Annotated in this window: 15 protein-coding genes; 5 read left to right on the forward strand and 10 right to left on the reverse strand. The window is 71.3% G+C overall.

The window, feature by feature from the left end; translation table 11 throughout:
- Positions 1-26: 26 nt before the first annotated feature.
- The 3 genes from JOF37_RS12190 to JOF37_RS12200 all read right to left on the reverse strand — a co-directional run bounded on the left by JOF37_RS12190 (position 27) and on the right by JOF37_RS12200 (position 3,537).
- Entirely contained in the window at positions 27-1,259 is a 1,233-nt protein-coding gene (locus JOF37_RS12190) for a glycosyltransferase family 4 protein (protein WP_210007057.1), read from the reverse strand.
- Positions 1,260-1,346: 87 nt separating this feature from the next.
- On the reverse strand, positions 1,347-2,837 hold the full coding sequence (locus JOF37_RS12195; protein ID WP_210007058.1) for a glycosyltransferase: 1,491 nt from the start codon (positions 2,835-2,837) through the stop codon (positions 1,347-1,349).
- A gap of 4 nt (positions 2,838-2,841) precedes the next feature.
- Entirely contained in the window at positions 2,842-3,537 is a 696-nt protein-coding gene (locus JOF37_RS12200; RefSeq protein ID WP_210007059.1) for an SDR family oxidoreductase, read from the reverse strand.
- Between the two features lie 219 nt (positions 3,538-3,756).
- Here JOF37_RS12200 and JOF37_RS12205 point away from each other — a divergent pair, with 219 nt between their 5' ends.
- The 3 genes from JOF37_RS12205 to JOF37_RS12215 are packed head-to-tail and all read left to right on the forward strand — an operon-like array spanning position 3,757 to position 7,971.
- On the forward strand, positions 3,757-5,661 hold the full coding sequence (locus JOF37_RS12205) for a glucose PTS transporter subunit IIA (protein ID WP_210007060.1): 1,905 nt from the start codon (positions 3,757-3,759) through the stop codon (positions 5,659-5,661).
- Complete coding sequence (locus JOF37_RS12210) at positions 5,648-7,099, forward strand: family 1 glycosylhydrolase (RefSeq protein ID WP_210007061.1); 1,452 nt, start codon at positions 5,648-5,650, stop codon at positions 7,097-7,099. Before JOF37_RS12205 ends, JOF37_RS12210 begins: the two co-directional genes overlap by 14 nt.
- Positions 7,100-7,143: 44 nt before the next feature.
- Positions 7,144-7,971 carry a PRD domain-containing protein gene (locus JOF37_RS12215; RefSeq protein ID WP_210007062.1) on the forward strand — a complete coding sequence of 276 codons (828 nt, stop codon included), beginning with the start codon at positions 7,144-7,146 and terminating at the stop codon, positions 7,969-7,971.
- Between the two features lie 7 nt (positions 7,972-7,978).
- Here JOF37_RS12215 and JOF37_RS12220 read toward each other — a convergent pair whose 3' ends face one another.
- The 6 genes from JOF37_RS12220 to JOF37_RS12245 are packed head-to-tail and all read right to left on the reverse strand — an operon-like array spanning position 7,979 to position 14,470.
- Positions 7,979-8,782 carry an HpcH/HpaI aldolase family protein gene (locus tag JOF37_RS12220; RefSeq protein WP_210007063.1) on the reverse strand — a complete coding sequence of 268 codons (804 nt, stop codon included), beginning with the start codon at positions 8,780-8,782 and terminating at the stop codon, positions 7,979-7,981.
- Positions 8,767-9,552 (reverse strand): 2-keto-4-pentenoate hydratase, encoded by a 786-nt coding sequence (locus tag JOF37_RS12225; RefSeq protein ID WP_210007064.1) that lies wholly within the window; start codon positions 9,550-9,552, stop codon positions 8,767-8,769. The genes JOF37_RS12220 and JOF37_RS12225 overlap by 16 nt, the downstream gene beginning before the upstream one ends.
- Positions 9,553-9,562: 10 nt before the next feature.
- On the reverse strand, positions 9,563-10,720 hold the full coding sequence (gene hpaD / locus JOF37_RS12230) for a 3,4-dihydroxyphenylacetate 2,3-dioxygenase (RefSeq protein ID WP_210007065.1): 1,158 nt from the start codon (positions 10,718-10,720) through the stop codon (positions 9,563-9,565).
- Positions 10,721-10,773: 53 nt separating this feature from the next.
- Positions 10,774-12,285 (reverse strand): 5-carboxymethyl-2-hydroxymuconate semialdehyde dehydrogenase, encoded by a 1,512-nt coding sequence (hpaE, locus tag JOF37_RS12235; RefSeq protein WP_210007066.1) that lies wholly within the window; start codon positions 12,283-12,285, stop codon positions 10,774-10,776.
- A gap of 26 nt (positions 12,286-12,311) precedes the next feature.
- Positions 12,312-13,001, reverse strand: coding sequence for a GntR family transcriptional regulator (locus tag JOF37_RS12240; RefSeq protein WP_210007067.1), 690 nt, complete (start codon positions 12,999-13,001; stop codon positions 12,312-12,314).
- Positions 12,998-14,470 carry a fumarylacetoacetate hydrolase family protein gene (locus JOF37_RS12245; RefSeq protein WP_210007068.1) on the reverse strand — a complete coding sequence of 491 codons (1,473 nt, stop codon included), beginning with the start codon at positions 14,468-14,470 and terminating at the stop codon, positions 12,998-13,000. Before JOF37_RS12245 ends, JOF37_RS12240 begins: the two co-directional genes overlap by 4 nt.
- A 76-nt stretch (positions 14,471-14,546) precedes the next feature.
- Here JOF37_RS12245 and JOF37_RS12250 point away from each other — a divergent pair, with 76 nt between their 5' ends.
- Positions 14,547-15,941, forward strand: a complete 1,395-nt coding sequence (locus tag JOF37_RS12250; protein ID WP_210007069.1) for an MFS transporter — start codon at positions 14,547-14,549, stop codon at positions 15,939-15,941.
- A 24-nt stretch (positions 15,942-15,965) separates the two neighbouring features.
- Complete coding sequence (locus JOF37_RS12255) at positions 15,966-17,855, forward strand: FAD-dependent monooxygenase (RefSeq protein WP_210007070.1); 1,890 nt, start codon at positions 15,966-15,968, stop codon at positions 17,853-17,855.
- On the opposite strand, the gene JOF37_RS12260 is transcribed toward JOF37_RS12255, so the two are convergent.
- Positions 17,852-19,504 (reverse strand): thiamine pyrophosphate-binding protein, encoded by a 1,653-nt coding sequence (locus tag JOF37_RS12260; RefSeq protein ID WP_210007071.1) that lies wholly within the window; start codon positions 19,502-19,504, stop codon positions 17,852-17,854. The genes JOF37_RS12255 and JOF37_RS12260 overlap by 4 nt on opposite strands.
- Between the last annotated feature and the right edge of the window lie 146 nt (positions 19,505-19,650).

A 19,650-nucleotide genomic window follows, 5' to 3' on the forward strand; every position in this document is an offset into this window, starting at 1 on the left:
CGGCGCCGGGTCGTCGACGCAGCCGATCAGGCCAGCGACCGCAGCGGCGCCGGGGCGAGCAGCTCGGCCGCGGCGGCGATGAGGTCTCGCGCGACCGGATCGGGCGCGTAGTCGGCCATCTGCGCGCGGGCGTGCTCGGCGAGCGTGTGCGCCCAGCTCGGGTGCCGCAGCGCCACCGTGATGGCGGCCGCGAGGCGCTCGGGATCAGCGGGCGGAACGCTCTGGCAGTCCTGCCCGTCCGTGCAGAAGTCGTCGAATCCGCTGCCGGAGGTCACCACCAGCGGCGTCCCGATCGCCTTGACCTCGAGCGCGACGTTGCCGAAGCCCTCCCACCGCGAGGGGCAGATCGCGACGTCGGCCCGCGCGATGGCGCCGTAGATCTCGTCGCCGCCGACATGACCGAGCCAGATGACGCGGTCGCGTGCCGTCGGCGGCAGCAGCTCGCGCAGGGCATCGCGAGTGGGTTCGAAGCGCGCATCGCCCCCGGCGCCGGCGAGGACGAGTCGCGCATCGGGAATCTCGGCGTGCACGCGGGCGAACGCCGCGACGGCATCCTCGACGCCCTTGCGCCGTTCGGAGCGCCCGAGGAACAGCACGACGGGCGCGCCGTCGTCGGGCCACGCCGGGGGCGGGGCGGCGACGAGCGCCGCGGCGGCGACGGCCTCGACGTCGATGCAGTTGCGCACGACGCGGGCGGTCGGCAGCGCCGGGTAGAGCGCGGCGGTGCGCTCGAGCATCGCCGCGGAGATCGCGATGACGCCCGCCGAGCGTTCGAGCTGACGGCGCTCGGCGTTCATCTGCACGATCCGCGAGACACGCGTGTCGACGGGCAGGTCGCGCAGCGACAGTCCTGACACCTCGTCGGCCAGACGCGCACCCGTGGCGAGGTTGGTCAGCAGGGGAGCGCCGGGCGGGAGGACCGAACCCAGACCCGCCCATTCGGGCGCGAACACGACGTCGTAGCGGCCCCGCCGGTACGTGCGGCGCAGGCGTCGAGCCCGCGCGCCGATCGCGTGGGGTCGATGATGCGTCGGGATGGTCGCACGATCGACCAGGCGCACCCCGCCGGGGGCCTCATCGGCGACGATGTCGCCCTCGGCGAGCACGGCGAGGTCGACCTCGACGCCCTGGCGCACGAGCGCCGGGAGGAGAGCCGCGTAGTGCCGTCCGATGCCGCCGGTGTAGGCGGTGACCCCGGCGTACTCGGTCGTGGCCACGAGCCAGCGCGGCGCGTCCGAACCGTCTCGTCGTGTCCCCATCGTGGCGTCGCCTCCTCCGCGTCCGCCACAGCGTGTCTCATCACCGTCCCGGCGCGGACGGGCCTTGACGCCGCGCCGGGCGGAGGGCTATCGCGCGCGGCGCGCGAGCTTTCGGGCTCGGCGCACGACCGCCCGGACCCGGCGGAGCACCGCCCGCGCCGCGCGTCGTGCTTCGCGCACCAGCGGCTGCGTCCGGCGATGCAGGCGTCGCCGTCGCTGCGCCGTCCGCAGCACCGACGCCCACCGTCGGCGGATGCGTTCGGCGCTGTACTCCGCCGCGGTGGCGCGAGCCTGTGCGCGCAGCGCGGCGCGGCGCTCCGGCGACAACCGCGCGGCGGCGCGGATGGCCTCGGCGAGGGCGTCGACGTCGCCGTCGGGGACGAGCCAGCCGTTCTCGCCGTCGCGGATGAGGTCGGCCGGACCGTAGGCGATGTCATACGCGATCGGCAGGCACCCGGCGGCCATCGCCTCGACGAGGACGAGCCCGAACGCCTCCGACCTGCTCGTCAGCAGCAGCACGCTCGCCGCTGCGAGGGCACTCGCCGGGTCGTCGGTGTGTCCGTGGAAGCGGATCGCGGGATCGCCCGCCGCCCGCTCGGCGAGCTCGTCGGCGCGCGAGCCGGTGCCGTACACGTCGAGGCGAATCGACGGGCCCGGGTCGTGGTGCACCTGCATGACCGCGTCGAGGGCGTCGTCGACGCGCTTGATGGGCTCGAGCCGGGCGATCACGGCAGCGGCGGTGCGATCCGCCTCCGCGGGCAACGCGCTCGCGGGCAGCGGTGACACCGGGTGGGCCACCGTGGTCAGGAACGGGCGCGGCCCGACGAGCGCGCGCACGTCGCGCCGCTGGGCCTCGGTCGCGAAGGCCACGGCGTCGAAGTCGTCGAGGCGTGAGAACACGGGCTGACGCGAGGCGCGCACCGATCCCGGCGTCGACCCGCGGTGCGAGCCGTGGATCACATGCACGACCGTCACGTGGGGGCGGCGGTAGTCCGCGGCGAACGGCGCGACGGTCTTGCTGTCGACGATGACGAAGGCCTCCGCGCCGCCGACGAGGCTGTCGAGCCAGTCGCTGTAGAGGTCGTACCGCCGGCGCCACGACCGCACCGGGCTGCCGGCCGCGTCGCACGCGACGAGCAGGCGCCCGCCGCCGGCCGGCCGCCGCTCCGAAAGGGCGATCGAGCCGTCGGCGCGCAGATGATCGATGTCACGGGGGCGGCCGTCGTCGCCGAGCCGGACGCGTCGCACGACGACCCCGTCGACCTCGTCCGTGATCGTGCCGTCCTCGCCTGCGCGCAGGGCCGGGGGAGCCGGTCGTGCGTTCGGCGACGGCGGGATATCGCCCGAGCGGGCCCAGTCGTAGAGGTTCCGCACCCGCACCCCGATCGTGGCGAGGTCGTCGAACTCGGGGCCGAGCGGAGCGGGCCGGGGATCGAGGGTCAGGACGTCGACCGGGGTGCCGGCTTCGGCGAACATCCGGCTGCGCTCAAGCAGCGCCGTCGTCATCCCGCCGTACGGCGTCGCGATGCCCCAGGTCAGGGCGAAGTGCCGTCCGGCCGGAAGGTCGTGGGCGGTCATCGCGTCACCGCGGTCCCGGACGCACCGACACGTCGGGCACGAGCGCGTCCCGCGGCAGGTCGAGCGCGGCGAGGACGGTCGTGGCCACCGACTCCGGGTCGATGAAGGCCGCGGGGTCGTACGCGCGCCCCTCCTGCCGGTGCACCTCCTCCTGCATCGGCGTCGCCGTGCGTCCCGGGTACACGGTCGTCACGCGGACGCCGTGGGACGCCTCTTCGCCGCGGAGTGCGTCCGCCAGAGCCTTCAGGCCGTGCTTCGAGGCGGCGTAGGCGCTCCAGTCCGGGTGAGCGGTCAGGCCGGCACCGGAGTTGACGAACAGCACCTGGCCGCGCGCCGCGCGCACGGCGGGCAGGGTGAGCCGCGTCAGCTCGGCGGCAGCGACGAGGTTGACGGTGAGCTGGTCGATCCACGCGCTCGGACGCAGCTGAGCGACGGGGCCGAGCTCGACGATGCCGGCCCCGTGGATCACGGTGTCGATCGTGTCGGGCAGGGCGGTCGCCGCCAACGCGTCGGCGAGGGAGTCGGGATGCCGCAGATCGGCGGCCACACCCTCAGCGCCCGGCAGCAGCGCCGCCAGCTCGTCGGCCCTCGTCCGGCTGCGCCCGACGAGGATCAGGCGATCGCCGCGATCGGCGAGGCGACGGGCGATCGCCAGGCCGATGCCCGACCCCGCTCCGGTGATGAGGTGCGTCTGCGTCATGCGTCCATCGTCCCATCCGGGCGGCGTCGCTCCGGTGCGCGTTTGCACCGTCGCTGGGATCGTGGGACGATCATGGCGGACATGTGACTGGTCATGCAGGCAGGATCCGAACGTACGTGCATCGCACGGCGCTCGGGTCCTTTTTTTTATTGCCTGCAGCCGGCGCCGGAGCGGAGCCGCTCCAGCGGCACGGTCCGGGATTCCACAGGAGGAAAACGAATGACCACCACGAAGGATGCCGCCGAGGCGATCCTCGAGCACGTCGGCGGACCCGACAACGTCGCGGCGCTGCAGCACTGCTCGACGCGACTGCGCTTCAACCTCGTCGACGATGCACGCGCCGACGAGACCGCGCTGCAGGCCGTGCCGGGTGTCATCGGCGTCGTGCGCGGCCCGCAGACCCAGATCATCGTCGGCGCGAGGGTCGGCGACTACTTCACCGAGATCGAGAAGCTGCGCGGCGGACGCCGTGCATCCCGTTCGGGCGGGGAACCGCGACCGAAGCTCACGTGGAAGCGCGCAGGCGCGGCGATCATGGACTTCGTCGTGGCGGTGTTCACCCCGATCATCCCGGCGATCGCCGGCGCCGGCATCTTCAAGTCGTTCCTCATCCTCGCCTCGGCGCTGGGATGGATGCAGGCGACAGACCCCAGCTATCAGGTGCTCTCGGCCATCCCCGACGCCGTCTTCTTCTTCCTGCCCCTGCTGGTGACCTACACGGCGGCGAAGAAGCTGGGCGTGAACATCCCGCTCGCGCTCGGCATCGTCGCTCTGCTCGTCTTCCCGACGTTCTCGGGGCTCCTGACGCAGGAGGGCGGAGTCGCGCTGTTCGGGCTCACGGTGCCCGCGATCGCGTACAACGCCCAGGTCTTCCCGCCGATCCTCGCCGTGCTGCTGCTGTGGCCGGTCGAGAAGCTGGCGACGAGGATCACCCCCGGTCCCATCCGCACCTTCTTCGTGCCGCTGCTGTGCTTCATCGTGGTGTCGCCCATCATGATCTTCCTGCTGGGTCCGCTGGGCTACGGACTGGGGTCGCTGCTGACCGGTGCCATGCTCTGGCTCTACGGCACCCTCGGCTGGGTCGCCATCGCCCTCATGGCGGTCGTGCTGCCGTTCATCATCTCCGTCGGCATGCACAAGGCATTCATCCCGCCGACCATCGCGACGGTGGCGCAGCAGGGGCGCGACCCCTTCTACCTCGTGGCGTCACTCGCCCACAACATCGCCGAGTCGGGGTCGAGCTTCGCCGTCGCCATCCGTACGCGGAACAAGACGCTGCGGGGCACGGCGATCTCGTCCGGTGTCTCAGCCTTCTTCGGCATCACCGAGCCGGCGCTGTACGGTGTCACGCTGCAGAACCGCCGCGCTCTTTTCGCCGTTCTCGCCGGGTCGCTCACCGGAGGCATCTATCTCGGCATCGCGGCCGTCGGCGCCTTCGCGCTCGTAAGCCCCGGTGCCGCGAGCATCTCGATGTTCATCGACGTGGCGAACCCCTGGAACCTCATCCACGCCGTCATCGGCGGACTCGTGGCGTTCGCGACGGCCTTCATCGTGGCGCTGGTGATCTGGAAGGACTCCGACTCGGGCACCATCCGAGCTCTCGAGGGTCAGGCCGGCAGCCCCGCGAGCGCCCCGACGGCCACCGACGGCGACGGCCGGGTCGTCGCGCCCATCGCGGGCGAGGTGGTCGCACTGGACCGCGTCGACGATCCGGTGTTCGGAGGCGGCATCCTCGGAGCCGGCGTCGCCATCCGGCCCAGCGCCGGCTCGGCGTACGCGCCGGTCTCGGGCGTCGTCTCGAGCCTGCTGCCCTCGAAGCACGCGTTCGGCATCACCGGTGACGACGGAGCTGAGGTGCTCGTCCACGTCGGGCTCGACACGGTCAAACTCGACGGCGCGCCCTTCGTCGCCCACGTCGCCCAGGGCGACCGGGTCGAGCGGGGCCAGCTCATGCTCGAGGCCGACCTCGAGGCGATCCGCCGCGCCGGCTTCGACACCATCACGCCGATCGTCGTGCTCAACGGCGACGCGTTCGAGGTGACCGAAGCGCTCACCGGCCCCGTCGAGCCTGGGACCGGCATCTTCACCGTTCGCACCAAGGAGGCCGCTCATGGCACTGTCTGATTCGTTCCTGTGGGGCGGCGCACTCGCCGCCAATCAAGCCGAGGGTGCCTGGCGCGCCGGCGGGCGCGGGCCGGCGGTGTCGGACATCGCGAAGTACCGGCCGAACGTCGATCCTCGCGAGTACGCGATCCACCACGCCCACACGGTGGAGAGCATCACGGCGGCGATGGCCGACGACGACGAGACCTACTACCCCAAGCGTCGTGGCATCGACTTCTATCACCGCTACCGCGAGGACCTGGCCCTGTTCGCCGAGATGGGCTTCACGGTGCTGCGAGTGTCGATCGCCTGGACGCGCCTGTACCCGACGGGAGAGGAGTCCGAGCCCAACGAAGAGGGCATCGCGTTCTACCTCGACCTGTTCACCGAGATGCGCCGGCTGGGCATCGAGCCCCTCGTCACCCTGTCGCACTACGACCCGCCGCTCGCGCTCGCGCTGAAGAACAACTGCTGGGTGGACCGCGGCACGATCGCCTTGTTCGAGCGCTTCGCCCGCACATGCTTCGAGCGGTTCGGTCACCTCGTGAAGCTGTGGCTGTCGTTCAACGAGATCGACGGCATCGTGCGGCATCCGCTCACCTCGGGCGGCATCATCGAGGAGACCATCGAGGGCAGCGTGCTGCAGGCGTGCTACACCGCGCTGCACCACCAGTTCGTGGCGTCGGCGTCGGTGACACGGATGCTGCACGAGCTGTGGCCCGAGTCGCAGATGGGCTGCATGCTGACGATGCTCAAGACGTACCCGCTGACGTGCCACCCCGACGACATCGCCGCGACGCAGGCGAAGGACCGGCTGCTGTACCTGTGCACCGACGTCCAGGCCGCCGGCGCCTACCCGCGCCTCGCTCTCAATGCCCTCGCGCGACAGGGCGTCGAGATCCCGTTCGCCGAGGGGGACGCCGAGCTGCTGCGCGAGCACCCCGTCGACTTCATCTCGCTGTCGTACTACATGACGCTCGCCGAGTCGGTCGACCCGGATGCCGAGCGGACGCCCGGAAACACCGTGCTGGGGGTCAAGAATCCCTACCTCCCCTCGAGCGAATGGGGCTGGCAGATCGACCCCGTCGGTCTGCGCATCTCGCTGATCGATCTGTACGACCGATACGGCAAGCCGCTGTTCATCGTCGAGAACGGGCTGGGGATGCGTGACGAGGTGACCGCGGACGGCCGCATCCACGATCCGTACCGCATCGACTACTTCCGCGCGCACTTCCGCGAGATGATCCGCGCGGTCGATGAGGGTGTGGAGCTGATGGGCTACACCAGCTGGGCGCCCATCGACATCATCAGCGCGTCGTCGTCGCAGATCTCGAAGAGGTACGGTTTCATTCACGTCGATCTCGACGACCTCGGACAGGGCAGCGGAGAGCGTCGGCGCAAGGATTCGTTCTGGTGGTACCAACGGGTGATCGCCACGAACGGCGCAGACCTCGGGTGACCCCACTGCTCCACGAGCGTGAGGCCGGGTCGATGAGGACAGGCATGCAGATCATCAAGAAGGTGCTCAATTCGAGCGTCGTGCTCGTCGAGGACGAGCGCGGCGTCGAACGGGTGCTGCTGGGCAAGGGAATCGGCTTCGGCGCCAAGCCCGGCGGAGTCGTCGACGAGGGCGCGACGGACCGGGTGTTCGTCGCGCTCGACGACGCGGACCAGCGCAACCTCGTCGAGTTGCTCGCGCAGATCCCGGGTGAGTTCGTCGAGCTCACCCGCGAGATCGTGCGCGACGCCGTCGCGGCGGGTCTCGATCTCGATCCGCACATCTATCTGACCCTCACCGACCACCTCCACTTCGCCGTCGAGCGTCACCGTCGTGGGCTGGTCGTGGTGAACCGGCTGGCGTGGGAGCTGCGCACCGTCTACCCGGACGAGTACGCGGTCGGCCAGCGGGGCGTCGAGCTGCTGCGGACGCGCATGCGCGTCGAGGTCCCCGACGAGGAGGCCGCGAACATCGCCTTCCACCTCGCGAATGCTGCCAACGGCCGAGCGGGTGCCGACACGATGCATGTCGTGCGGCTGATCTCGGCGGCGACGACCATCGTCACCAACACGACCGGCATCGTCTTCTCGGATGACCTGCACTCGTCGCGCTTCCTCGTGCACCTGCAGTACTTCGCCGAGCGGGTGTTCGCCGGGCGCATGCTCGAGAGCGACGACGGGTTCCTCTTCGAGAGCATGGGGCAGCGGCATCCGCGCGCCCTGTCGACCGCCGAGCGCGTGCGCGCCCTGGTGCGGGCTCAGCACGACATCGAGGTCTCCGACGACGAGGTCGCCTACCTCGCGCTGCACATCGCCCGCGCCGTTCCGGGGTGATCCCGCCTCAGTAGCCGGCGCGGGCGGTGCGGTCGGCCTCGGGCACCCACGCCGCCGCGAGCGCCTCGGAGCCGCGGGCGAGCAGCGCGACGTCGGCGCCGACGAGAAGGAAGTCGGCACCGGCCTCGGCGTAGTCGCGGGCGAGCGCGGGGTCGAAGGCGTTGACCCCGACGGGCGTGCCCGCCGACTGCGCGTCCGCGAGGACGCGTCGCACGGCGGCGACGACCTCGGGATGGGGCTGCTGGCCGAGCAGCCCCATGGACGCGGCGAGGTCGCTGGGTCCGACGAATACGCCGTCGACGCCGTCGACCGCCGCGATGCCCGCTGCCGCCTCCACCGCGGTGGCCGTCTCGATCTGCACGACGAGCGACACGTGCTCGTCGGCATCGGCCAGATAGTCGTCGACGCGGTTCCACCGCGCCGAGCGCGCCAGGGCCGACCCCACCCCGCGGACACCGCGCGGGGGATAGCGCACCGCGCGCACGGCCGCCTCGGCCTCGGCGACCGACGACACCATCGGCACGATCACGTTCTGGGCGCCCAGATCGAGCACCTGCTTGATCACGACCGGATCGGCTGTCGGAACGCGAACGAGCGTCGTGACGGGCGATGCCGCCGTGGCCTGCAGCTGCGCGAGCACCGATTCGAGGCCGTTGGGCGAGTGCTCCATGTCGATGAGGATCCAGTCGAGGCCGGCGCCGGCGCAGATCTCGGCGACCAGCGGCGACCCCGAGCACACCCACATGCCCGCCAGGGGGCGGTCCGCCTGCGCGAGCGCGTCGCGGAGGGTCGGGCTCAGACGAAACGGCATGCGATCACTCCCATCGGGCCATAGTCGCAGCGCACCTCGTCGCCGCGCGAGACCCACATCGGCCGGGTGAACGAGCCCGCGAGGATGATCTCGCCGGCCTCGAGCCGCGCCCCGTGCTGCGCGACCTTGTTCGCGAGCCAGGCCACGCCGGTCGCGGGGTGTCCGAGCACGCCGGCCGCGACACCCGTTTCCTCGATCTCGCCGTTGCGCGAGAGCAGCGCCGGCACCCACCGCAGGTCGATCTCGTCGGGGCGTCGCCGCTCGGTGCCGAGCACCATCGCGCCGTAGGCGGCGTTGTCGGCGATCGTGTCGACGATCGTGCGCCCCTCGAGCTCGATGTGCGAGTTGAGCACCTCGAGGGCCGGGACGGCGTAGTCGATCGCGTCGAGCGCGTCGTCGAGCGTGCAGTCCGGTCCGGCGAGGGGGCGGGCGAGCACGAAGGCGAGCTCGACCTCGATCCGGACGTTCGAGAACCGCCGGGTGGGGATCTCGGAACCCGAGTCGAAGACGGTGTCGTCGAACATGACGCCGTAGTCGGGCTCGGTGATGCCGGTCGCCTGCTGCATCGCTTTCGAGGTCAGCCCGATCTTGCGGCCGACCAGCCGGCGGCCCGAGGCGATCATCCGGTCGCGCCACACGCCCTGGATCGCGTACGAGTCCTCGACCGTGGCGTCGGGATAGCGGGCGGTGATGCGCGGGATGACGCCGTGCGTGCGATCGGCCTCGGCCAGCTCGTCGGCGATCGCGGCGATGTCGTCGGGGGAGAGCATGAGCGTCCTCTCAGAGCTGGTGCCCGAGCTTGTACTCACCCGGACGATCCGCGCGCTCATCCTCGTCGGGCCGGGTGTACGAGAACCCGTCGGCGCCGATCGTGACCGCCATCTCGGAGTCGTCCGTGCGGGCGCGCAGCGGCTGCGGGTTGCCGTCGAGGTCGAGGACGGGCGATGCCTCGGTGTACCAGGACGGCACGACGGCGTTCCCCCACCAGTCCCGGCGCTGGTTGTCGTGGACGTCCCACGTCACGACGGGGTTGTCGGGATCGCCTGTGTAGTAGTCCTGCGTGTAGATCTCGACGCGGTGGCCGTCGGGGTCGCGCAGGTAGAGGTAGAACGCGTTCGACACCCCGTGGCGCCCGGGCCCGCGTTCGATCGCGTCGGAGCGGCGGAGAGCGCCGAGCTTGTCGCAGATCGCGAGGATGTTGTGCTTCTCGTGCGTCGCGAAGGCCACGTGGTGCATGCGGGGTCCGTCGCCGCCGGTCATCGCCGTGTCGTGGACGGTGGGCTTGCGCCGCATCCAGGCCGCGTAGACGGTGCCGGCCTCGTCCTGGATGTCCTCGGTCACGCGGAATCCGAGTGCCTGCATGAAGCTCACGGCGCGCGGGACGTCGGGAGTGACCTGGTTGAAGTGATCGAGACGCACGAGCTCGCCGGGGGTGTGCAGGTCGTAGCGCCACGAGAGGCGCTCGACGTGGTCGGTCTGGAAGAAGAACTCGTAGGGGAAGCCGAGGGGGTCCTCGACGCGGACGGAGTCGCCGATGCCTCGCACGAAGCCGCCGGGACGCCGCTCGACGCGGCATCCGAGCTCGGTGTAGAACGCGACGGCGCGGTCGAGGTCGTCGGCCGAGCGCACGCGGTACGAGAACGCTGCGACGGCCGCGATCGGCCCCTGCCGCAGGACGAGGTTGTGGTGGATGAATTCCTCGGTCGAGCGGAGGTAGATCGCCTCGTCGTCCTCTTCGGTGACGTAGAGCCCGAGCACGTCGACGTAGAACTCGCGCGATGCGGCGAGGTCGGTGACGATCAGCTCCATGTAGGCGCACCGCAGGATGTCGGGGGCCGGTGCGGCCGGCGTCGGGATCGGGTCGTCGCAGGCGATCGGGGCCTCGGGGCTCACGAAGAAGCCCGACGAAGTCCGGGTCATCTGGTCGCGGTGGGTCATGACAGCGTCCTTGCTCTCGATGTCGGGTGGGTCCGGCGAATCCGGTCAGCGGGTCAGCTCTTGCCGAAGGTGGGGTTGTGTACCGCCCCGAGGGTGATGTGCACCGCCTGCTGGTGGGTGTAGAAGTCGATCGAGCGGTAGCCGCCCTCGTGTCCGAGTCCTGACGCCTTGACGCCGCCGAAGGGGGTGCGCAGGTCGCGGACGTTGTTGGAGTTGAGCCAGACCATGCCGGCCTCCACGGCCTGCGAGAAGTTGTGCGCCCGCTTCAGGTCGTTGGTCCACACGTAGGCGGCGAGGCCGTAGCGCGTGTCGTTGGCGAGGGTGAGAGCCTCGGCATCCGTGTCGAACGGGGTGATGCACACGACCGGGCCGAAGATCTCCTCCTGGAAGATCCGCGCGGTCGGGGCGACGTCGGCGAAGACGGTCGGGGCGACGAAGGTCCCGGTCTCGAAACCGGCCGGGCGACCGCCGCCGGCGACGAGGCGGCCCTCGTTCTTGCCGAGTTCGACGTACGACATCACCTTGTCGAAGTGCTCGGGGTGCACGAGCGCGCCGACCTCGGTGGCGGGGTCGTGCGGATAGCCGACTCGCACGCGCTGCGCCTGGGCGGCGTAGCGCTCGACGAACTCGTCGTACACCGACCGCTCGACCAGGATGCGGCTGCCGGCCGTGCAGCGCTCGCCGTTGAGCGAGAACACGCCGAAGATCGTGGCGTCGATCGCGGCGTCGAGGTCGGCGTCGGCGAAGACGATCGCGGGGCTCTTGCCGCCGAGCTCCATCGACAGCCCCTTCAGGTGCGGGGCCGCGTTGGCGAAGATCAGCTGTCCGGTCGAGCTCTCGCCCGTGAACGAGATGAGGGGCACGTCGGGGTGCTTCACGAGCGCGTCACCCGCGTCCTCGCCGAGGCCGTTGACGAGGTTGAACACCCCCGGCGGCATCCCCGCCTCTTCGAAGATGCCCGCCCACAGCGACGCCGACAGCGGCGTGAACTCGGCCGGCTTCAGCACGACCGTGTTGCCGGTCGCGAGCGCCGGGGCGAGCTTCCACGACTCGAGCATGAACGGCGTGTTCCAGGGCGTGATGAGCCCGGCGACGCCGATGGGCTTGCGGTTGACGTAGTTGATCTGCCGACCCGGAACCTTGTACGTGTCGTCCGCCTGCGCGACGATCAGGTCGGCGAAGAACCGGAAGTTCTCGGCCGCGCGCCGCGCCTGCCCGAGAGCCTGTGTGATCGGCAGCCCGGAGTCGAACGACTCCAGCTCGGCGAGGCGGGCGTCGCGCGACTCGACGAGGTCGGCGACGCGGTGCAGCACGCGCGAGCGCTCGCGCGGCAGCATCCGGGGCCACGGTCCCTCGGTGAAGGCGCGCCGGGCGGCCGCGACGGCGGCATCGATGTCGGCCTTCTTGCCGGCGGCCGCCTGCAGGTACACGCGCCCGGTGACGGGGTCGAGGACGTCGAACGTGGCGCCGTCGACCGAGTCGACGAGCGTGCCGTCGATGTAGTGACGGATGCCGTCGGGTAGATCGGTCGGCGTGTGGGGGGTGGTCAGCGTCGAATCGGTCATGTCGAGCGTCCTTGCAGCGGGGGCGGTCAGAAGTTGGGCAGGCCGAGCGCCTGGTCGGGGTGCTCGTGGGTCATGTAGGCGTCGAGGGTGGCCGAGCGGTGTCGCCGTGCGGCGTGCTCGATCTCGGTGAGCGGGGCGCCGCGTTCGATCAACGCGAGGACGTGCTCGTGTTCGCGCACCGACTCCTGGGCGCGGCCCGGCACGAAGCTGAAGGTCGAGTCGCGCAGGTGACCCAGGCGCGCCCACTCGGCCTGCACGAGTTCGAGCATGCGCGGGTTGGCGCAGCGCTCGAACAGCACCGCGTGGAACTCCTGGTTCAGCCGCGTGAACGAGCGCGGGTCGAAGTGGTCGAGCGACTCGGTCATCAGCTCGTTGATCTCACGCGCCCGTCGGATGTCGTCGACGTCGAGCGCGCGCGCCGCGAGGGCGGTGGCCGCGCCCTCGAGAATCGACAGGGCCTGCATGCTGTAGCGGTACTGCGAGTCGTCGACCATCGCCACGCGGGCGCCGATGTTGCGCTCGAACGTCACGAGCCCCTCGGCCTCGAGCTGCCGGATCGCCTCGCGCACCGGCACGACGCTCATGTCGAGTTCGCCGGCGATCGTGCCGAGCACGAGACGATAGCCGGGCGTGAACTCCTGCTCGGCGATGCGCTCGCGGATCCAGTCGTAGGCGCGCTGCGACTTGCTCCGAGTGTCGGCGGCGGGCGTGCTCATGCGTCGCGCTCGCCGTCGTAGCGGGCGCGCCAGCTCGCGTCCATCGGGAACAGTCCGTCGACGGACGCCCCCTCGGCGACGCGCCGGGCGATCCACGCGTCTTCGTCCTCCTGAGCCAGCGCCGCGGCGACGACCTCGTCGACCATCGTCGGCGGGATGACGATGACGCCGTCCGCGTCTCCCACGATCACATCGCCCGGCTGCACGGTCGCTCCGCCGCAGGCGATCGTGCCGCCCGCCTCCCACGGCACGTGCCGGCGACCGAGGACGGCCGGGTGCGCGCCGGCACTGTAGACGGGAAGGCCGACCGCGGCGACGGCCGCCGCGTCGCGCACGCCGCCGTCGGTCACGACGCCGGCCGCACCGCGGGCCTGAGCGCGGAGGGCGAGGATGTCGCCGAGCGTGCCCGACCCGGTCTCCCCCCGCGCCTCGATCACGATGACCTCGCCCGCCCCGACGGTGTCGAACGCCCGCTTCTGAGCGTTGAACCCGCCGCCGTGCTGCGCGAAGAGGTCTTCGCGCAGCGGGACGAACCGCAGCGTCGCGGCGGTTCCGACGAGCTTGCGGTCGGCGTGCATCGCTCGCACGCCGTCGATCGTGACGTTGTCGAGGCCGCGCCTGCGCAGCTGCTGCGACAGCGCGGCGACCGGCACCCGCTCGAGTTTCCCCCGCAGCTCGGCGGAGAGACCGGATGCCGCGGCGGCGGGCTCCGCGTCGGGCAGCCCCGCCGCGGTCCGCGAGCCCCACGCCTCCTCGCGCTGGGTGTCGTCGACGGCGGGCAGCGAACCGAGCGCGGGATCGAAGCCGTCACCGGGGCCGGACGTGACGGTCGTGACGAGACGCCCCGAGGTCGCTCCGGCGTCGGGCGCGTCGACCTCGACCTCGACGACGTCGCCGGGGACGATGACGGAGGAGCCGGCGGGTGTGCCCGTCAGGATGACGTCGCCGGTCTCGAGCGTGAGGTGCTGCGAGAGGTCGGCGACGATCTGCGCGAGCGGGAACAGCAGGTCGGCGGTGGTGTCGTCCTGCACGAGGTCGCCGTTGACCCACGTGCGCACGCGCAGCCGGCGCGGATCGACGGTGCGGGCATCGATGAGGTCGGGGCCGAGGGGAGTGAAGCCGTCGCGGCTCTTGGAGCGCAGGTTCGAGCCCTTGTCCGCGGCGCGCAGGTCGTAGAGGCCGAGGTCGTTCGCGGCGGTGATCGCCGCGACGTGATCCCAGGCCTCGGCGAGGCCGACGCGGTGCGCGTCTCGGCCGATGACGAGCGCGATCTCGCCCTCGAAGGCCAGCAGCTCGGTGCCCGCTGGGCGCTCGACGACCCCGCCCGAGGCGGCGACCGAGCTCGAGGCCTTGAGGAAGTACGAGGGCGCAGCCGGGGTGCGGCCGCGCTGCGCCGCCCGGGATGCGTAGCTCAGGTGGACCGCGATGATCTTGCCCGGTCGCTCGGAGCGTCCTCGCTCTTGTCTCATATTCGAAATCGTATATGATCGACGCCAGCAGAACAACGTCTGCAGACAATGTCGTCGACAGCTCGGGAGCACGAAGATGAGCACCCCCACACCCCGTCACGCCTCGCGCAGCGGATTCACCCCGACCGGCACGATCGCCACGACCGCCGACCGGCGTCGCGTCGTCTTCGCCACCGTCGTCGGAACCACCGTCGAGTGGTACGACTTCTTCATCTACGCCACGGCCGTCGGTCTGGTGTTCGGACAGCTCTTCTTCGCGCCCCTCGGCGCCAACAGCGCGCTGATCGGCTTCGCCACCGTCGGCGTGAGCTTCCTGTTCCGTCCGCTCGGCGCGTTTCTGGCCGGTCACCTCGGCGACCGGCTCGGCCGCAAGCTCGTGCTGATGTGGACGCTCATCCTGATGGGCGTCGCCACGGCGCTGATCGGGCTGCTGCCGACCTACGAGACGATCGGGCTCGCCGCGCCCGTCATCCTCGTGCTGCTGCGCATCGTCCAGGGCATCTCCGCCGGCGGCGAGTGGGGCGGCGCGGTGCTCATGGCCGTTGAGCACGCCCCGAAGACGCGACGCGGCGCCTTCGGCGCGTCGCCCCAGATCGGCGTGCCGCTCGGGCTGCTGCTGGCCTCGGGCGTCATGGCGCTCATGGCGATGATCGCCCCCGGCGACGCCTTCCTCGCCTGGGGATGGCGCGTGCCCTTCCTGCTGAGCGTCGTCCTCATCCTCGTCGGCTGGTACGTGCGCCGCCGCGTCGAAGAGAGCCCCGTCTTCACCGAACTCGCCGAGCGCCGCGAGAAGGCGCACATGCCGATCGTCCAGCTCTTCCGCAAGCACGCCGCGCTCGTCATCATCGCCGCGTTCGTCTTCGCCGGGAACAACGCAGTCGGCTACATGACGACCGGCGGATACATTCAGAACTACGCCACGAACCCCGACGGCCCCCTCGCGTTCGACCGCGAGCCGGTGCTCTGGGCGGTCGCGGGCTCGGCGGTCACGTGGCTGATCTCGACGCTCGTCGCCGGCTTCGTCTCCGACCGCATCGGCCGCCGCACGACATACATCGCCGGCTGGATCTTCCAGCTCGCGGGCGTCTTCGCCCTCTTCCCGCTCGTGAACTCCGGCAGCATCGGCCTGCTCTTCCTGGGGCTCGCGATCCTCACGATCGGCCTGGGTCTCACGTACGGCCCCCAGGCCGCTCTCTACGCCGAGCTCTTCCCCGCGTCGATCCGCTTCTCGGGGGTCTCGATCTCGTACGCGATCGGCGCGATCCTCGGCGGCGCGTTCGCCCCGACCATCGCCACCGCGCTCGTGCAGGCAACGGGCACGACCATGTCGGTCACCTGGTACCTGGCGGGGATGACGCTGCTGGGCCTCATCGCAACGCTGCTGCTGCGCGACCGCAGCGGCATCCCGCTCGACCCCGACCACGAGGCCGAGCAGTCGGTGAGCCCGATCGTCGGCGCGGCTCGTCGCTGATCGGGCGCGGGAAGGAGAGCGACGATGCAGTTCCATCACCACGGCTACGTCTCGGGCGACCCGCGCGTGCAGCCCGCCGCCGGCCGGGGCGTGGACCGTCCCACCGAGCTGCCCGACGAGACCGACGTCCTCGTCGTCGGGTCCGGACCGGCGGGGATGCTGCTCGCGGCTCAGCTGTCGCAGTTCCCCGACGTCGACGTGCGCCTCATCGAGCGGCGGGAGGGGCGTCTCGAGCTCGGTCAGGCCGACGGCATCCAGCCGCGCAGCGTCGAGACCTTCCAAGCGTTCGGCTTCGCCGAGCGGATCATGGCTGAGGCCTACAACATCGCGTACATGAACTTCTGGGGACCCGACCCGGACCAGCCCGACCGCATCGTCCGGACGGCGCGCACGGAGGACTATGCGCTGCGCATGAGCGAGTTCCCGCACCTGATCGTCAATCAGGCGCGGGTGCTCGACTACTTCGCCGAGGCGGCCGTCCGGGGGCCGGGTCGGGTCGTTCCGGACTACGGCGTCGAGTTCCTCGGTCTGTCGATCGACGACGCAGGCGCGTATCCCGTCGCGGTGCGGGTGCGGCACGTCACCGGCGCGCGGGCGGGCGAGGAGCGCACGATCCGGGCGAAGTACGTCGCCGGATGCGACGGTGCGCGCAGCCGCGTGCGGGACGCGATCGGCCGGGTCCACGTCGGGGCGGCGTCGGCCCATGCGTGGGGCGTCATGGACGTCCTCGTGAGCACCGACTTCCCCGACTGGCGGATCAAGTGCGCCATCACCTCGGCCGCCGGCAGCATCCTGCACATCCCGCGCGAGGGCGGCTACCTCAGTCGCATGTACATCGATCTCGGCGAGGTCGCCCCCGATGACGATCACCGCGTGCGGCAGACCCCGATCGAGGAGATCATCCGTCGCGCCAACGCGATCCTGCACCCCTACACGATCGACGTGAAAGAGGTCGCGTGGCACAGCGTCTACGAGGTCGGGCACCGCGTCACCGACGGATTCGACGACGTTCCCGCGGGAGTCGAGCGCGACCCGCGCGTTTTCCTCACCGGAGACGCCTGCCACACCCACAGCGCGAAGGCGGGGCAGGGGATGAACGTTTCGATGCAGGACGGCTTCAACCTCGGCTGGAAGCTCGGCCATGTGGTCACGGGCCTGGCGCCGGCCTCGCTGCTGGCGACGTACGGCGCCGAGCGGCGGCCGGTGGCGCAGCAGCTGATCGACTTCGACCGCGAGTGGTCCGCGCTCATGGCCCGCAAGCCTTCCGAGATCACCGACCCGCAGGACCTCGCGACGCACTACCTCGCGACGGCGGAGTTCCCCTCGGGGTTCCGCACACGGTATGCGGCGTCCACGATCGTCGGCGACGACCGTCACCAGGAACTCGCCATCGGATTCCCGCTCGGCATGCGCTTCGCCTCGGTCCCGGTGGCGCGCGTCGCGGACGGCAACGTCGTGCATCTCGGTCATCACGCGCGCGCCGACGGTCGGTGGCGCATCTACGCCTTCGCCGACGCGCCGCCCGCGGGGGAGTCGTCGGCCCTGGCGGAGTTCGCGGAGTGGCTCGCGTCCGACTCCTCGCCGGTGGCGCGGCACACCCCCGCGGGCGCGGACGTCGACGCGCTCTTCGACGTGAAGGTCGTCTACCAGCAGCGGTACGACGAGATCCAGCTGCCGCTCGTGCCCGACATCTTCCGGCCGCGCACGGGACCGCTCGGCCTGACGGACGACGAGAAGGTGTTCGCCGCGGCGCCCAGCGCATGGCATGACGCCGACATCTTCGACGAGCGGGCGCTGTCGCGCGACGGCGTGGTCGTCGTCGTCCGGCCGGACCAGTACGTCGCCGCCGTGCTGCCGCTGTCGGCGACCGACGAACTCTCGGCGTTCTTCGCGGGCGCCCTGATCTCGCGCTAGGAGTTCACGCGCAGGATCTCCTCCTGGTACGGCGCGCGGATCGCGCCCGAGACCCGCAGATCGAGCAGCAGGAAGGGACGGTCGTCGGCGGGGCGGCCCCGCCAGTCGGCGAGGGCCTCGAGGTCGTCGAGGGTGCGCACCACGACGCCCTCGCCTCCGACCGCCCTGGCCAGCGACGCGAAGTCGACCTCGGGGATGAGCATGGGGGCCGGCGCGAGGCCCTGCGCCCCGTAGAGGTGCACCTCGGCGCCGTAGGCCCGGTCGTTCCAGACGACCGCGAGTCCACGGCCACCGGCGACGCGGACGGCCGACTCGAGGTCGGCGACCGCCATGAGGCCGCCCCCGTCGCCGGTCGTCAGCACGATCGTCGCGTCGGGCCGGGCCGTCGCCGCGCCCGGCACCGAGGGGAACCCGAGTCCGATCGACTGGTAGGCGGTGCCGACCATCATCATCCGGTCGGGCGAGGCCACGGGCCAGTACATGTTCGCCCAGCCGATGAAGTGGCCGCCGTCCGAGACGACGACGCGATCCTCCGGCAGCAGCGCGGCGATACGGCGGGCGGCGGCGCGGGGGTCGAGCCGGCCGTCGGGGGCGAACTCGTCGCCGAGGTCGTAGGCGCGCAGGGCCGCCACGTCGACCGTCTCGCGCCACCGGCTCGAGCCGGCGCCCAGGGCGGCCAGCTCGTCGACGAGGGCTCGAGCGGCGATCGCGGCGTCGGCGCGCACGTAGTGGCCGACATGCGGATGCGTCGCGGTGGCGGCCACGTCGATCTGCGCCACGGTCGTCCCGGGGGCGAAGAGCGCACCGAAGCGCATCGTGAACTGGTTGAGCGAGGCCCCGAACACGACGACCACGTCCGCCTCGCGGATGGCCTCCATCGCCGCCTCCGCGCCGAACCCTCCCGTGACGCCGAGGTCGTACTCGGGTCGGGGGAACACGCCCCGCCCGAGCGCGGTGGTCGCGGTGAGGGCACCTGTCGCATCGGCGAGGGCTCCGAGCTCTGCGCCGGCGCCCGCCAGCCACGCGCCGCGACCCGCGAGCAGCAGCGGCCGCTCGGCGCCGGCGAGAGCTCGTGCGATGCAGTGGAGAGTGCCGGCCGCGAACGGCGACGCGGGGGCGACGGCATCAGCGCGGCGCGGTCGGGTGATCTCGGGCAGCGCGCCGGCATCCGCCTTGGTGACGTCGTAGGGGATGGCCAGGACGACGGGGGATGAGAACGCGAGGGCGTGTTCGATGGCGATGACCGTGGTGGCCACGGCATCCGTCCGTCCGACCGTGTAGGTGCGCACCCCGACGGCCGAGGCGAGGGTTATCTGGTCGACGTCCCACGGGCGCGGTCCCGACGTGGGGGCGTCGCCGACGACGAGCACGAGTGGCGTGCGGGCCTGCGCGGCCTCGGCGAGGGCGGTCAGGGTGTTGGTGAATCCGGCCCCGTACGTCGCTGTCGCCGCCGCCAATCCGCCGCCGGCGCGGTGATGGGCGTCAGCGGCGGCGACACCGCCGGCCTCGTGGCGCAGGGCAGTGAAGGTGACATCGGGGGATCGTTCGAGCGCGTCGAGCAGGTGGGCGTTGCCGTTGCCCATCACCCCGAAGACGTGCGAGACATGGCGGGAGAGAGCGGAGGCGACGTGCGCGGAGACGGACGGCATGGCGATGCCTTTCGAGACGGAACGGGGATCAGGCCGTATGTGTCTCACGCGCGGATGCCGCTTCGTGCCCATTTTTCGAGCACCGACGGCAACGCCGCCGCCGGACGTTCCGATTATAGGAACGTCACGACGGCGGCGTGAAGAGG

This window comes from Microbacterium imperiale, assembly GCF_017876655.1.
GTDB classification, from domain to species: domain Bacteria; phylum Actinomycetota; class Actinomycetes; order Actinomycetales; family Microbacteriaceae; genus Microbacterium; species Microbacterium imperiale.

Excerpts from the sequence above, each read along its gene's own strand:
- JOF37_RS12190 (WP_210007057.1), bottom strand. The coding sequence starts at position 1,259 with ATGGGGACACGACGAGACGGTTCGGACGCGCCGCGCTGGCTCGTGGCC.
- JOF37_RS12195 (WP_210007058.1), bottom strand. The coding sequence starts at position 2,837 with ATGACCGCCCACGACCTTCCGGCCGGACGGCACTTCGCCCTGACCTGG.
- JOF37_RS12200 (WP_210007059.1), bottom strand. The coding sequence starts at position 3,537 with ATGACGCAGACGCACCTCATCACCGGAGCGGGGTCGGGCATCGGCCTG.
- JOF37_RS12205 (WP_210007060.1), top strand. The coding sequence starts at position 3,757 with ATGACCACCACGAAGGATGCCGCCGAGGCGATCCTCGAGCACGTCGGC.
- JOF37_RS12210 (WP_210007061.1), top strand. The coding sequence starts at position 5,648 with ATGGCACTGTCTGATTCGTTCCTGTGGGGCGGCGCACTCGCCGCCAAT.
- JOF37_RS12215 (WP_210007062.1), top strand. The coding sequence starts at position 7,144 with ATGCAGATCATCAAGAAGGTGCTCAATTCGAGCGTCGTGCTCGTCGAG.
- JOF37_RS12220 (WP_210007063.1), bottom strand. The coding sequence starts at position 8,782 with ATGCCGTTTCGTCTGAGCCCGACCCTCCGCGACGCGCTCGCGCAGGCG.
- JOF37_RS12225 (WP_210007064.1), bottom strand. The coding sequence starts at position 9,552 with ATGCTCTCCCCCGACGACATCGCCGCGATCGCCGACGAGCTGGCCGAG.
- hpaD (WP_210007065.1), bottom strand. The coding sequence starts at position 10,720 with ATGACCCACCGCGACCAGATGACCCGGACTTCGTCGGGCTTCTTCGTG.
- hpaE (WP_210007066.1), bottom strand. The coding sequence starts at position 12,285 with ATGACCGATTCGACGCTGACCACCCCCCACACGCCGACCGATCTACCC.
- JOF37_RS12240 (WP_210007067.1), bottom strand. The coding sequence starts at position 13,001 with ATGAGCACGCCCGCCGCCGACACTCGGAGCAAGTCGCAGCGCGCCTAC.
- JOF37_RS12245 (WP_210007068.1), bottom strand. The coding sequence starts at position 14,470 with ATGAGACAAGAGCGAGGACGCTCCGAGCGACCGGGCAAGATCATCGCG.
- JOF37_RS12250 (WP_210007069.1), top strand. The coding sequence starts at position 14,547 with ATGAGCACCCCCACACCCCGTCACGCCTCGCGCAGCGGATTCACCCCG.
- JOF37_RS12255 (WP_210007070.1), top strand. The coding sequence starts at position 15,966 with ATGCAGTTCCATCACCACGGCTACGTCTCGGGCGACCCGCGCGTGCAG.
- JOF37_RS12260 (WP_210007071.1), bottom strand. The coding sequence starts at position 19,504 with ATGCCGTCCGTCTCCGCGCACGTCGCCTCCGCTCTCTCCCGCCATGTC.